The 13,385-nt window shown below is 36.9% G+C and carries 12 protein-coding genes; 5 read left to right on the top strand and 7 right to left on the bottom strand.

All coding sequences use genetic code 11. The features are described 5' to 3' along the window. The first annotated feature begins 863 nt into the window (after positions 1–863). Positions 864–1,571, top strand: coding sequence for a dihydrofolate reductase family protein (locus BZG01_RS20895; protein ID WP_101311789.1), 708 nt, complete (start codon positions 864–866; stop codon positions 1,569–1,571). Between the two features lie 256 nt (positions 1,572–1,827). Here BZG01_RS20895 and BZG01_RS20890 read toward each other — a convergent pair whose 3' ends face one another. The 6 genes from BZG01_RS20890 to BZG01_RS20865 all read right to left on the bottom strand — a co-directional run bounded on the left by BZG01_RS20890 (position 1,828) and on the right by BZG01_RS20865 (position 7,554). After that, on the bottom strand, positions 1,828–2,751 hold the full coding sequence (locus BZG01_RS20890; RefSeq protein WP_101311788.1) for a hypothetical protein: 924 nt from the start codon (positions 2,749–2,751) through the stop codon (positions 1,828–1,830). Positions 2,752–2,815: 64 nt separating this feature from the next. Continuing rightward, positions 2,816–2,944, bottom strand: coding sequence for a hypothetical protein (locus BZG01_RS22030; RefSeq protein WP_281256462.1), 129 nt, complete (start codon positions 2,942–2,944; stop codon positions 2,816–2,818). Positions 2,945–4,348: 1,404 nt separating this feature from the next. Further along, positions 4,349–5,362, bottom strand: coding sequence for a UDP-N-acetylmuramate dehydrogenase (murB, locus tag BZG01_RS20880; protein WP_101311786.1), 1,014 nt, complete (start codon positions 5,360–5,362; stop codon positions 4,349–4,351). Positions 5,363–5,428: 66 nt separating this feature from the next. Next, positions 5,429–6,454 (bottom strand): threonine aldolase family protein, encoded by a 1,026-nt coding sequence (locus BZG01_RS20875; RefSeq protein WP_101311785.1) that lies wholly within the window; start codon positions 6,452–6,454, stop codon positions 5,429–5,431. 216 nt (positions 6,455–6,670) lie between these two features. Then, a complete protein-coding gene (locus BZG01_RS20870; protein WP_101311784.1) occupies positions 6,671–7,216 on the bottom strand; it encodes a hypothetical protein in 546 nt (181 codons plus the stop codon). Next, positions 7,216–7,554 (bottom strand): hypothetical protein, encoded by a 339-nt coding sequence (locus tag BZG01_RS20865; protein WP_101311783.1) that lies wholly within the window; start codon positions 7,552–7,554, stop codon positions 7,216–7,218. Before BZG01_RS20865 ends, BZG01_RS20870 begins: the two co-directional genes overlap by 1 nt. Before the next feature lie 111 nt (positions 7,555–7,665). Between BZG01_RS20865 and BZG01_RS20860 the strand changes: the two genes are divergently transcribed. Further along, complete coding sequence (locus BZG01_RS20860) at positions 7,666–8,538, top strand: metallophosphoesterase (RefSeq protein ID WP_101311782.1); 873 nt, start codon at positions 7,666–7,668, stop codon at positions 8,536–8,538. Between the two features lie 2 nt (positions 8,539–8,540). Here the strand turns inward: BZG01_RS20860 and BZG01_RS20855 are convergent, their stop codons facing one another. Continuing rightward, entirely contained in the window at positions 8,541–9,419 is an 879-nt protein-coding gene (locus BZG01_RS20855) for an AraC family transcriptional regulator (RefSeq protein WP_101311781.1), read from the bottom strand. 256 nt (positions 9,420–9,675) lie between these two features. Between BZG01_RS20855 and BZG01_RS20850 the strand changes: the two genes are divergently transcribed. The 3 genes from BZG01_RS20850 to BZG01_RS20840 all read left to right on the top strand — a co-directional run bounded on the left by BZG01_RS20850 (position 9,676) and on the right by BZG01_RS20840 (position 13,030). Continuing rightward, the gene (locus BZG01_RS20850) at positions 9,676–10,905 is read left to right on the top strand and encodes a sugar MFS transporter (RefSeq protein ID WP_101311780.1); all 1,230 of its coding nucleotides are present in this window, start codon (positions 9,676–9,678) and stop codon (positions 10,903–10,905) included. A gap of 21 nt (positions 10,906–10,926) precedes the next feature. Further along, positions 10,927–11,877 (top strand): ROK family protein, encoded by a 951-nt coding sequence (locus BZG01_RS20845; RefSeq protein ID WP_101311779.1) that lies wholly within the window; start codon positions 10,927–10,929, stop codon positions 11,875–11,877. Positions 11,878–12,160: 283 nt separating this feature from the next. Further along, entirely contained in the window at positions 12,161–13,030 is an 870-nt protein-coding gene (locus BZG01_RS20840) for a Cbp1 family collagen-binding glycoprotein adhesin (RefSeq protein WP_101311778.1), read from the top strand. The last annotated feature ends 355 nt before the right edge of the window (positions 13,031–13,385 follow it).

Raw genomic sequence — 13,385 nt, 5'->3', positions numbered from 1 at the left:
GGAGCTATACTCCGCCGCTAGATAAACTTAAATGAATAATCATTTGAAGTTTTCTTTCATATCATAAATTTAGGAAATAATTATTAATTTAATTTGGATTTTACCACAGTATCTGTCAGAGTTTTAGCAATTTCTTTTTTATTCGCGGAAGGAGTAAAAATGATGCTAAAGCAAAAGATTGGAATATTTTAAATCCAGTTGGCTAAAGCCGAACTGCAATCCCAATTTACATCCACCAATTGCTAACTCCTGACAGCGTCGAAGACCTGTCAGAGTTTTAGCAATTTCTTTTTTATTCGCGGAAGGAGTAAAAATGATGCTAAGGCAAAAGATTGGAATATTTTAAATCCAGTTGGCTAAAGCCGAACTGCAATCCCAACTTTACATCCATCAATTGCTAACTCCTGACAGCGTCGAAGACCTGTCAGAGTTTTAGCAATTTCTTTTTTATTCGCGGAAGGAGTAAAAATGATGCTAAGGCAAAAGATTGGAATATTTTAAATCCAGTAGGCTAAAGCCGAACTGCAATCCCAATTTACATCCACCAATTGATAGCTCCTGACAGCGCCAAAGACCTCAGAGTTTTAGCAATTTCTTTTTTATTCGCGGAAGGAGTAAAAATGATGCTAAAGCAAAAGATTGGAATATTTTAAATCCAGTTGGCTAAAGCCGAACTGCAATCCCAATTTACATCCACCAATTGCTAACTCCTGCCAGCGCCAAAGACCTCGTCAGCGTTTTAACAATTTCTTTTTTACCCTTTATTTGGAACTATTCTGAGAAATAAAAATAAGCTTTCAAATAAGGTTTTGTTAATTTCACAAGCGAAATGATAATATACTTTTACATTAGTCCAAACCAAAATGAACAAACCAATTTCAACTTTATTTATGTTGATGTCTGTTGATGGTAAAATTTCAACAGGAAAAACAGATATTTTAGATGTCGATAAAGATTTTCCTAAAATAAAAGGAATAAAAGAAGGTCTGGAACAATATTATGATATTGAACAGACAACAGATTTATACTCACTAAATTCTGGGAAAGTACAGGCAAAGATCGGAGCCAATATGCCTCAAAAAGATATTTTTAAGTTGCCGGTTAGTTTTCTAATTATCGATAACAGACCTCATTTAAATGAGATTGGGATGGATAATTTCATAAGAAAAAGCAAGAGGTTGTTTATTATCACAACAAATAAATCTCATCCGGCTTTTGATAGAAAAAATGAAGAAAATCTTGAAATTATCTACTATGAAAATGAGATTGATTTTGTTGATTTGTTCAGAAAACTAAAAGATGATTTTAAGGTTGATCATTTAACAATTCAGACTGGAGCTACATTAAATTCTATCTTTTTGAGACAAAAGCTTATTGATAAAATTTCAATTGTTGTTGCTCCTGCATTAATTGGAGGAGAAGAAACGCCTTCTTTGATAGATGGAAAATCTTTATTGTATGCTGAGGAGTTGAAGTATATCAAAGCATTGAAATTGGTAGATGTAATAAAATTAAATGATTCTTATTTGCATTTAAAATATGATGTGTTTAATGAAACTATTATTGAATAATCCGCCCCGGGAAATTACTTAGGTTTTCGCTCGTACCACGCTCATTGTGAGTGTTTTCAGAGTGATTTCATTCTACTGCTCAAGGCAGTTTTATTCCCTTGAGTGGCTTGCTCCCCCAATTTACATCCATCAATTGCTAACTCCTGACAGCGCCAAAGACCTCAGCGTTTTAGCAACTTCTTTTTTACCCTTTATTTGGAATTAATCAGGAAGTTTAAACAAGGACTTCTAAATAATATAGAAGTCCTTGGAATATTTAATTTCGAATTATCGAGTTTTTATTAACATATTTGGTAATATTTGTTTTCCAATTATCTAAGTGGTAGAATCGTCTTTTTTCCAATTTATTATAAAGAACAGTTTGCTTATCAAGAATGATGACGTCCTCATAATCTTCTTTATTGAAAATGTATGTGGCATTATTGATTTGCACCGTTTCGACTATAATGAAATTTAGATTGTCTGAACCAAAAGCGATATAGCCTTTCATTCCCACTGGACCTTTAGCAAGGACCTTAAGATTTAAATTTTCTAAGGTTAGCATTCTATCAATAAATGCATTATGCTCCTTATCATTTTTACTATATGCTTTTGAAAATTCTGCTATTTTTTGTTTGACTTCAGAATCGGACAAATTTCCAGAAGGAAGGATTGGAACAGAAAGTGTTCTGCCTAATGGGATCGCTGGGGATTTATCAGATTTAATAATTTCAAAGTCACCAAATATTTCACAAAAAATATTTATAGCATGTGTATTCTTAATTTCTTCACCTTTTTTGTAGGTTAAAAGAGGAGATAAGACAAGTTGTTGTCCATTTTCGTTTGTTTCGAAAGTTATTGCCATATTGTGCTTGTGAAGAAGCTCTTTGATAAATCTTTCATAGTTTCTATAGTAGTTCATTTGTATTCCCCATGCTTTATGGAAATAATTAATGTGAACTCTATGAGATTCTTTTTCTTCGGGAGTACTTCTTATATACTTACCTCTTGCGTTCTGTTTTGTTGCTGACCCAATGGACTTTGGAATAATTGAATTACCCTCTATGAAATCTATAGGTAGATTGTATTTGCTTAAATGCAAACACTTGCTATAATCTTCGAAAAGAAGACCTACGTAAAAATGTTCGTCTTCAGATAATAAATTTCTTAAATGACGATTAGAATTGTTTATTCGCTTCATTAATTGCAATGTATTTGTTAAAAATTAACCTCTCAATTCATGAAGAGAGGCTCTTCAATAAAAATTAATTGCGCTTGCTTTCTCTTTGAGAAAGAGCACTACCGGCTGCTGTTTTGCTTGCTTTTCCAGTTCTTCCATCTCTAAGAACCTTTGAAGCTGCTGTAGCGGCACGCCTACTGGTTTTTTTAGCCATTATATCCTCCTTTTTTTTGTTAAAAAGTGTTAAAAATCTAGATAACACCATTTCTAGTGGAGACTTTCTTGGTTAATTCCCAAAAATACATTAAGTTTGCATCGAGATTTGAAAAGGTAATGTATATGGATAGTAAGTCTCCTTTAACTATCGTTTCTTTACAGAGGACACCATAATAACAATTATCATACCATTTTGAAAATATTTCATTTTGGTTTGTTTAACTGCATTTTTGTCACTATATATGACAGGATGCTTTTTTTTTGTCATATTGGCAGTTGTATTTTCTTGCTTTCCTGAGTATTTGAATTTACTGGTTGCACATTATGTTTTTTATATCAGAGTTTTTTATTTATAGGTTATGAAGTTTTCATTAAGGGGATAGAATTCTTCAGGGTTTATTTATATCTAATTGGAGAAAATCCGTTTTTTCAATCTTCCAACGTCTAGGTGCCTATATACTTGTTTTGTTCTATTGCTAATTCAAGTAAGTTTTCTTTATAATAATTTAGATAGACTAGTCAAGTCTCATTATGCCTCAGAATGAGCTCACCAAACAAAAAGTTGTCGTATTTCTCAGGGAAATAAACCCACCAAACAAAAAGATGACTCATTTGCGTGGCAAAAAAGCCGTCCGGACAAAAAGATGGCTCATTTTCGCGGCAAATAAGCCCACCAAGTAAATGGATAGAATGTCACGTTTTTAGATTGGGTAAGTTGAATGGTTAAATACCTGTATTGTGTTTTCAGACAAGTTGAGTAAACGGAGAGTAAGTTTTATTTAATTTGTTATGTGTATAAATAATTTTCGACTTGCTTTGTTCTCCTTGTTTTTACTGGTGTTTGCATGTGATATTGAATTTTTCTTTTGTTGGTGAGTGTTTTGAAAAATCAGTAGTATCCATAATAAATTAATTATTTGTTTTATCGAATGATTGTTGATAATTTAAGGCTTCGAAAAAATAAAACAAAATAGTTATGAAAGCATTAAAAGTAAGTACAAGTATTAATGAAGTTGCAGAAGCCATACAAACTGAAGCAAACCCCTTTGAACAATTGTCCGAAGGGGTTTTTTTTATGTGTTTTTAATTGGCATCTTTTTTAAAGGGCTTTCGCTTTAGTTCAAATCTTTAGTAAGACCGGGAAGCTGAGAACTTGTTCGAAGATCGCCCGGCCACACTTAGATTTGAGTTAAATAAGGAAGTTTTTTAAAAAGCAGCCTTGAATTTCTTTGCTTCGTTTCTTGTTTCAAGACAAGAAATGATGTCGGGTTTGGGCGGAAAGCCCAATTACTAAAATCAATTAGGACAAGACTGATACAATATTATATTGTTTCTCTTATTTATTGAGCTGTGGCGATCGAAAAAAAATGCGGTATTACTTTTCATCATCACATTGGTCTGCTTAAACCGCATTTACTTCCATTTCCAGCTTCACACCAAATTTATAGAGCACCGATTTTCTGATTTCGTTGGCCAATTCGAGTATTTCAGATCCTTTTGCATGGCCATGATTCACAATCACCAGCGCCTGATCTTTATGAACACCGGCATCGCCTATTTGTTTGCCTTTCCAGCCACATTGTTCAATCAGCCAGCCGGCAGCCAGTTTGCTTTGTGTTTCGTTTAACTCATAAACCGGCATGTCTTCGTGTTTCGCTTTTAGGGCATCGGCTTCCGTTTTGGCAAGCACAGGGTTTTTGAAAAAACTGCCTGCATTGCCCAGTATTTTTGGGTCGGGCAGTTTGCTTTCGCGGATTTTGATGATTACTTCGCGGATATTTTTCAGATTCACTTCATCGTAAGCTTCCAGTTCCCGGGCAATGGCGCCGTAATGAATTTTATATTCGGCCTGTTTGCTGAGTCGGAAATTAACGTGGGTAATAATGAATTGATTTTTGTATTCGTTTTTAAAAACGCTGTACCGATAGTCGAATTCGCAGTGCGCATTGCTGAAAGTTACTTTTTTGTTACTATCTATTGATATGGCTTCCACGCTTTCTATCACGTCTTTTACCTCAACACCATAGGCTCCGATATTTTGGATAGGAGCTGCACCAACCACACCCGGAATCAGAGACAGGTTTTCAATGCCCGATAAATGATTCTCAACACACCAGGCTACAAATTCATCCCAATCTTCGTTGGCACCAGCCCGAACCAAAACCGAATCATCATCTTCTTCAAGAATTTTTATTCCCTTTACATTTGGGTGAATAATCAGACCGTTAAAATCATCGGTAAACAAAAGGTTGCTGCCGCCTCCCATCAGTAAATACTGAATGTTAAGGATGTCGTTTTTGCTTAAAAAGTCTTGAATTTCTTCGACAGTATCGAATTCGAAAAAATATCGGGCATTGGCTTCTATGCCAAATGTATTGTAATTTTTTAATGAGAAGTTTTTACGAAGAGAGGCCATTTTATCAGTTATCAGTTATCAGTTATCAGTTATCAGTAATCAGTGAGCAGTTATCAGTGAATGGTATTAAAGAGTTTGTTTAAGAAGTTTTACAAAACCAAGAATGTCATCTTCGGTGGTGTCGAAAGAGCACAGCCAGCGCACTTCGCCTGCCTGTTCATCCCAAACCCAAAAAAAGTATTCTTCCTGAAGTTGTTCAATTTTATCTTTAGGGATAAGTGCCCAAATGCCGTTGGCCTGAACCTTTTGGGTAATTTTTATCTGGTTTATCTTCCGAACTTCCTGTTCGAGCAGTTTGGCCATTTTGTTGGCATGACGGGCTGTTTTCAGCCACAACCCGTTGGTGAGCATGGCATCGAACTGTGCACCAATGTATCTCATTTTAGAACAAAGCTGCATGCTTTGTTTACGAACATACTTGGCTTCTTTCGATAGTTCCGGATTAAAAAAGATGACTGCTTCGCCCAGCATCATGCCGTTTTTGGTACCGCCAAAACTGAGCACATCAACACCGGCAAGGGTGGTAAATTCTTTTACATCAACATCCAGACTTACAACAGAATTTGCCAGTCGTGCACCGTCCATATGAACGTACATGTTGTTGGCATGTGCCAAATCGCAGATGGCTTTTACTTCTTCGGGCGTATAAACGGTTCCCAATTCGGTGCACTGAGTAATCGAAATCATTTTTGGCTGGGAGTGATGCTCAAAACCAAATCCGTGCAAATGCGGGAGAATTAATTCGGGCGATATTTTGCCGTCGGGTGTTTCAATAGGAATTACTTTACATCCTGTAAATTTATCCGGGGCACCGCACTCGTCAACCTGAATGTGAGCCGTAGCCGGACAAATAATGGAATGATACGATTGGGTTAATGTTGAAAGACTAATAACATTGGCTCCGGTTCCGTTGAAGGCAAAGTATACATCAATATTGCTTCCAAACAGGGTTTTGAACTTTTCAATTGCAGCTGCTGTGTACGGATCTCCGCCGTAAGCCATTACATGACCTTGGTTCGCATTCTGAATGGCCTCCATTACTTCCGGCAATATTCCTGAAAAATTATCGCTTGCAAATCCTCTTTTATTCATTGTTCTATGCTTTTATATCGAAGCATTAAAAGTAAACTTTATTCACTAAATATTTCGATAAAAAGTTTGAAAATGCTGTACTGCCATTAAAAATACGAATGTTTTGTTTCTACTTAATTCTCTGAGCGATTTTCCCAATGGGTGTTTCGGCAGAAAGAAAGTGGGAACAAGCGTCTTGTAAATCAGTCTGATATCTCTTATCTAAAATCTGATAATCTATTGCAAAAGAATTTTTATTTTTTGAAGTAAAACAGACAGCTCTTCGGGTTTGGCTTCACCTTTGGTAAGGAACTGAATTCTGCCTTCTTTATCCAAAAGGAAAAGGTAACACAGCTTTTTGTCCTGAACATCAAAGTAGTCGTAATAGCTGCCCAAAGGGCCATAATAAGTCATTACATTTTTGTGCATTGGTTCAGCAATGCCGCTGCGCATTCCATTGTCGATATAATGCGACATCCAAGAGTAAAAGTTACTGATCATGGGCACCTCAATAAAACGAAAATCGCTGCAGATGCTGAACTCTTTCATGAGTGGTTGGGTCCAGGTGTCAATTTGATCCTGAGTACCTCTTTTAAATGCAATGAGTAAAACGCTCACTTTTCCTTTGCAATGATCGGGAAGAGTGACCATTTTAGAGGACAACAATACTCCTTTTATTTCGGGGAAAATATCTCCTGATTTTAGTTTATTTGGATTCTGTGCCACTGCTTGCTGTATGATGATAATGCTAAGAAATACTGCAGTTAAAATTGATCTGATCATTATTTAGTTTCTTGATAATATTTGAGTAGAAAAGCATAGGTGTTCTTAGTGGTTTTTTCTCTTTCAATTAGTGTAGGTTCTTTTAATTGGGCTTTAATTAATTTGTAAAGTTCTGCAACCAGCTCGTATTCTTTTGTGTTTTTCATGAAGGTTTCCGATTGTCCGATGTAATTTCCCGGACTGCGTTCAACCAAAGGAGCCAGATTGATCCACTTATTGGTTAAGGTTAACGTGAGTTTTGCTTTCAGTCCAAGATCAGCATTTCCCAGAACGAGATCGCCGTCGTTATTTATCGACCAAAAATATTTTTCGGGGTTTTTCAGTAATTTTTCAAGCATATCTAAAAAATTTTAATTTTACCTGAATGTAGTTGTATGTTTGCAAATATAATTTATAACAATTTTAGAACTTTTGCAGATTAAAGCTTTGAATTATAAAGATAAGTAAAAATGATTTGTGATATTCAGGATGGGCGATTAATGATAGTGTCCGATTTGCACGGCAATGGATTTGATTTTCGGCAGATTTTGAGGGTGTATGGAAAACTAAAAAGCGAAGGGAAGGCAGATTATCTGGTTTTTCTGGGCGATTTAATTCATGCTTATCCCGGCAGGCAAAAAGATGAATCTCTGGAAATGATTCAGGAACTCATTAAAACGGGCGCAAACCAAAAGGGAAGCGATGTGATCTGTTTGCTGGGGAATCATGAGTTGGTTCACATCTATCATATTCCTTTGCATCGGGGCAATCTGGAGTTTACCTCCTGGTTCGAGAACCGGATTCGGAAGAACAGGGAAGAGATGATACGCTTTTTTATAGATATGCCGTTTCTGCTAAGAACCAAAGGAGGTGTTTTGGTGTGCCATGCCGGTAGTTCCGATCGTTATGCACGTACCAAAGAGTTTGATTTGAATTGGTTCAGGCAGTATTCCCATGAAGGAGAATTTACTGCACACATTGAAAGTATTCATACCTATGATCCGCAGATTGGTTCCCTGTTTATGGATACTGCCGAAGGGGATTATTTGTGGGATGTTTTAATGAATGGCAACGAACGGCAATATGGAGAGGAATATTTGAAAATGATTGATGATTTACTGCAGTTTGCAAGTGCGGATCGTCAAAATTCACCAATGAGAACACTGGTCAGCGGTCACATTGGTGTTGATTACGGAGCAGAAACCATCGGGGCTCATAAATTGCGCTTGTGCAGCAGTGCCGGCTGCTTACGCGATTTGGAAAAGAAATACCTGCTCATCGATGCCGAAAAAACATATGCCAATTCAATGGAATTGCTTGAATGTTGTCACGATCTCTTCTGATTTTAGGATTGGAACGATTCCAGACTTTTTCCTCTTAGCTGAAGAGGTGATTTTCCGGTAGCCGATTTAAAAGTCTTGTTGAAGTAAGAGGGACTGTTGAAGCCGCATTCGTAGGCAATCTGAGCCACCGTTAACCTGCCTTCGGCAAGAAGCTTTTTTGCATAATTGATTCGCATTTCATTCAGAAATTCGGAAAAGGTTTTATTCGTTTTGCTTTTAAAGAAGCGGCAAAATGCGGTTTTACTCATGTTGGCAATTTTAGCAGCTTCGTCCAATTCTATTTTTTGCTGAAAGTTTTTGCTTACATATTCGTAAATCTGATAGAGTTTCTGATTGTTTCTGTGCTGGAACGTTTCCACAAAATTATCCGAAGCCAAATACTCCAGATCGTCCGATAGAGCCAAAACCTGCAATATCTGCAGCAGTACAAGAATCCGCTGAGCAAATTCCGAAGAATGAAGTGTTTTTAAAAGCTGAATGATCTTGTATTTTGAACTGCCTTCAATCCGCACTCCCTGAAACGATTTGGTCAGGAACTTCTTAATTCGATACATTTCAGGCAATAGAAAGAACTCTTTGCCAAAACTATCCTCTTTAAAATGAACGACCCAGGCAATAGCGCGCAAATCATTTTCTTTTCGGTAGTATGATTCATCGTTCTTCATTACATGAGGAGTGTTGGGACCAATAAATATCAAATCGCCATCTTTAAAATTGTCAATACAGTCACCTACCACCAAAGTGCCTCTGCTTTTTTCAATGTAGATCAATTCAAATTCGGGATGATGATGCCACGGAACTTCAATGTGCGGTAAAACATCAATCTTAGATCGGAACGAATGCTCATTTTTTATCGGTATCTCTTCAAGTAGTAACGACATAGTTGTATTATTTTAACTGCTCTGTGTAATATTCACTCATTAAAAGCTAATATATTACCGGCTGTTTTTTGTGTTAAATTTAAATTGCAAATTAATATCATTAAAAGCAGTACTTGTGCATTATTGCCTTTTGCTATCGTTTGTTATTAATAAAGTGTGAATATAGTGCAATAAAATGATAAAATAGTAAAATTAATTCATAAGAAATTGATTGAGATTTGTACACAGAAATACAAACGATTGAAAAAATATACTTATGGTCTCAATTAGCACGAATAGTAAAAGTAATTCCGGCACACAAGCGCAGGGAATGAACTACAAAGGAGCTTTAGCCCTGCTGACTTCTCTGTTTTTTATGTGGGGATTTTTAACCTGCATGAATGATATTTTAATTCCTCATTTAAAAGGATTGTTCGATTTATCAATTACGCAGGCAATGTTGGTACAGTTTACCTTTTTTGGCGCCTATTTTTTAATGTCTTTGCCGGCCGGTTGGATTATTGGAAAGATTGGTTATAAAATGGGAATTGTAACAGGATTGGGAGTTGCGGCTATTGGTGCGGCTTTGTTTTTTCCTGCCGCAGCATTTTTGTCCTACGGATTTTTTCTTTTTGCCTTGTTCGTGTTGGCAGTAGGGATAGTTATTCTTCAGGTGGCAGCAAACCCCTTTGTTGCAGAATTAGGCACACCCGAAACGGCTTCAAGCCGCTTGAATCTTACTCAAGGATTTAATAGTTTGGGAACTACTGTAGCTCCAATTTTTGGTGCTTATTTAATTTTGGATAACACAAGTATTGATAGTGCAGGCAAGGCTGAAGCGGTTCAAATGCCATATCTTGGACTGGCAATTGCATTGGCTGTAATTGCAGTGATTTTTGCTTTGGTGAAATTACCGAAAATTCAGGATGTTGAGGAAGAAAAAGCAGAAGGTTCGGTGTGGAAATTCAGACATTTAATTTTGGGTGCAGTTGCCATTTTTACTTATGTGGGTGCAGAGGTTTCCATAGGTAGTGCTTTGGTGATGTATTTTGGCGACGAAGGATTGCACCTGTTTGGTGAAGCAGAAGCGGCCAGCTATGTTTCGGTATTTTGGGGGGGCGCGATGATCGGCCGGTTTATAGGATCAGCAATCATGCAAAAGGTATCAGCCTCAAAAGTATTGGCTTTCAATTCTGTTATGGTTGCAGCATTAATTGTTGTCAGTATGCTTACCAATGGATACGTTGCCATGTGGAGTCTTGTTTTGGTAGGATTGTTTAACTCAATCATGTTCCCGACTATTTTTACTCTTGCAATTGATGGTTTGGGCAGATACACCAGTCAGGGGTCAGGTGTTTTGTGTCTGGCGATAGTTGGAGGGGCAATAGTTCCAATGATAATGGGAGTGTTAGCCGATAATTTCGGATTGCGAAATGCATTTGCTTTAACCATTATCTGTTACGGATACATTTTATTCTATGCCTTAAGAGGACACAAACACGCGTAATTAATAATTTATTTTGTTGGGATGAAGGAAGTTGCTTTAGGTATTGATATAGGTGGAACCAATACAGTTTTTGGCTGTATTGATTCGGAAGGGAATTGCTTGGTGACAGGAAGTTTGCCAACTCAAAAGCACGCTACTATTGAGGATTATTTAGATGAATTGTTTGTTGAGGTTGAATCTGCAATGAATGGATCAGCAGAAAAAATGCAGATAATTGGAGTTGGTATTGGTGCTCCAAATGCCAGTTTTTATACGGGAACTATTGAAAATGCAGCTAATTTGCGGTGGAAGGGGAGTATACCTTTAGCAGATTTAGTGAAAAAGAGAATAGATGTTCCGGTTATTATTACCAACGATGCCAATGCTGCAGCTATGGGAGAAAAGGTTTTTGGTGCTGCAAAAGGAATGAATAATTTCATTGTAATTACTTTGGGAACCGGATTGGGCAGTGGAATTGTGGTGAACGGCGATTTGTTATATGGTCACGATGGTTTTGCTGGTGAGGTTGGACATATGATTGTCCGCTCTAGTGGACGGGAGTGTGGCTGTGGACGTAAGGGGTGTTTGGAGACTTATGTTTCTGCAACAGGAGTTAAAAGAACTGTTTATAAGTTGTTGGCACGGCACATGGGCGATAGTGAGCTGAGGGATGTTCCGTTTAGCAGGCTGACAGCAAAAATGGTTGCTGAAGCAGCCGGCAGAGGCGATTTAGTAGCAAAAGAAACATTTAGCTATACTGCAAGAATGCTGGGAGAGGTTCTTGCCAATGTTGTGGCTGTAACCAGTCCGCAGGCAATCTTTCTATTTGGAGGATTAACCAAGGCGGGAGATATTCTCTTTAATCCGGTTGCAGAAACACTCGAAGAACAACTTCTTTCCATTTATAAAGGAAAAGTTAAAATATTAGCTTCAGGAATTGAGGATGACGCAGCGGTTTTAGGTGCAGCATCTTTAATCTGGAACAAAAGATAACCGATAGCTTTCAGACTTAGTTTGAAAGTTAACCCCTCGTGCCTGCATTTATGCAGGCACTTTTTGTTTGTAGAAATTGTTTCTACAAACTGTGGGAAAGATTCCACACATTTACAAACTGAAAATTGAAAAATTAAAATTGCCTGGTAGAGTGTATTGTGTTGGTAATGAATGATTAGGTTGCTTTTGTATGTTGGTTTTTAATTTGAATTTATTTCTGGCACAGATTTCTCATATTGATCTGTGAATTTGAATTGATGTAAACTTATTAAAATTAAAAATTATGAGAAAGTTAGTATTTGCACTCCTGGTATTACCTCTGTTTACAGCATGTAATCAGAAAGAATTAAAGCAATTGCGTGAGCAAAATGTTCAACTGACTCAAATGGCTCAGGAAAAAGATTCTACCATTGATGATTTTGTTGAATCGTTTGATGTTATTGCGGCTAATCTGGCAATAATTAAAGAGAAAGAAAATATTATTTCTGTTAGTGCAAGTGAGAATCCAAGTGTTGGAAAAAAAGCACAGATCGTTACTGATTTAGGTTTGGTTCGCGATCTTTTGGAAGAAAACAAAGCAAAGCTTGAAAGTCTGGATAAAAAATTGAATAACAGCTGGTACCAAAACTCAAAACTAAAGAAATTGATTGCTGGTTTAAAAGTACAAATTGAAGAAAAAGATAAATCAATTAATGCTTTATCGGAGCAGCTGGCACAGCTTAATGTTGAAGTTGACAATTTGAACGGTCAGGTTACTGAATTGAATGGAACTGTTGTTGCATTAAATACTGAGAATGACAGCAAAGCCAAGACAATAGAAGAGCAAACAACCAACTTAAATACTGCTCATTACGTAATAGGAGATATTAAGGAGCTGAAATTGAAGCAGGTTGTAACAAGTACTGGTGGTATTTTAGGAATCGGAGCAACCAACAAGTTGAATCAGAAAATTAATCCTGATAATTTCAGTAACATTGATATTACTCAAACAACAACTATTCCTGTATCAGGAAAGAAAGTTAGTTTAGTAACTTCTCACCCAAGTGATTCCTATCGATTTGAAGGAACGGATAAAGAAATTGAAGCAATCACAATTCTTGATCCAAATGAGTTCTGGAAAGCATCAAAATATTTAGTAGTTGCAGTGAAATAATACAAACCAAACAGCTTGGTTGTAAGCATCCCATTTTGGGATGCTTTTTTTAGTATGTCGGGCATGGTAACGTGCTATCAAGATGAAACGTTCTTGAGTTCGCCGAGTTGACAGGAAGAACTAGCAATTGGCAAGGGTGTTGGGGGCGACCCCAAATCTGAAGGAAGCCATCAGCAAAGTCATCGTTCTAACGAACAGAAACTTGATATAAGGCTTATTAGTGTGGGTAACCGAGCTATGGATTGGGAAAACCCAAAAGTCAACCGTAACCACTAAGAGTAAATCAAGTAGGACGTGACGAAAGTACGTTATCTTATCCCGAGAGATCTCATAACCTGTTGTCCAAAACAACAAA

This window comes from Labilibaculum manganireducens (genome assembly GCF_002843385.1).
GTDB lineage: Bacteria > Bacteroidota > Bacteroidia > Bacteroidales > Marinifilaceae > Labilibaculum > Labilibaculum manganireducens.
Note: the sequence above shows the minus strand (reverse complement) of the source record. Positions and strands in the feature narration are given on the sequence as shown.

What these genes read in the sequence shown, in the direction of transcription:
- BZG01_RS20895 (WP_101311789.1), top strand. Translation starts at nt 864, where the DNA reads ATGAACAAACCAATTTCAACTTTATTTATGTTGATGTCTGTTGATGGT.
- BZG01_RS20890 (WP_101311788.1), bottom strand. Translation starts at nt 2,751, where the DNA reads ATGAAGCGAATAAACAATTCTAATCGTCATTTAAGAAATTTATTATCT.
- BZG01_RS22030 (WP_281256462.1), bottom strand. Translation starts at nt 2,944, where the DNA reads ATGGCTAAAAAAACCAGTAGGCGTGCCGCTACAGCAGCTTCAAAGGTT.
- murB (WP_101311786.1), bottom strand. Translation starts at nt 5,362, where the DNA reads ATGGCCTCTCTTCGTAAAAACTTCTCATTAAAAAATTACAATACATTT.
- BZG01_RS20875 (WP_101311785.1), bottom strand. Translation starts at nt 6,454, where the DNA reads ATGAATAAAAGAGGATTTGCAAGCGATAATTTTTCAGGAATATTGCCG.
- BZG01_RS20870 (WP_101311784.1), bottom strand. Translation starts at nt 7,216, where the DNA reads ATGATCAGATCAATTTTAACTGCAGTATTTCTTAGCATTATCATCATA.
- BZG01_RS20865 (WP_101311783.1), bottom strand. Translation starts at nt 7,554, where the DNA reads ATGCTTGAAAAATTACTGAAAAACCCCGAAAAATATTTTTGGTCGATA.
- BZG01_RS20860 (WP_101311782.1), top strand. Translation starts at nt 7,666, where the DNA reads ATGATTTGTGATATTCAGGATGGGCGATTAATGATAGTGTCCGATTTG.
- BZG01_RS20855 (WP_101311781.1), bottom strand. Translation starts at nt 9,419, where the DNA reads ATGTCGTTACTACTTGAAGAGATACCGATAAAAAATGAGCATTCGTTC.
- BZG01_RS20850 (WP_101311780.1), top strand. Translation starts at nt 9,676, where the DNA reads ATGGTCTCAATTAGCACGAATAGTAAAAGTAATTCCGGCACACAAGCG.
- BZG01_RS20845 (WP_101311779.1), top strand. Translation starts at nt 10,927, where the DNA reads ATGAAGGAAGTTGCTTTAGGTATTGATATAGGTGGAACCAATACAGTT.
- BZG01_RS20840 (WP_101311778.1), top strand. Translation starts at nt 12,161, where the DNA reads ATGAGAAAGTTAGTATTTGCACTCCTGGTATTACCTCTGTTTACAGCA.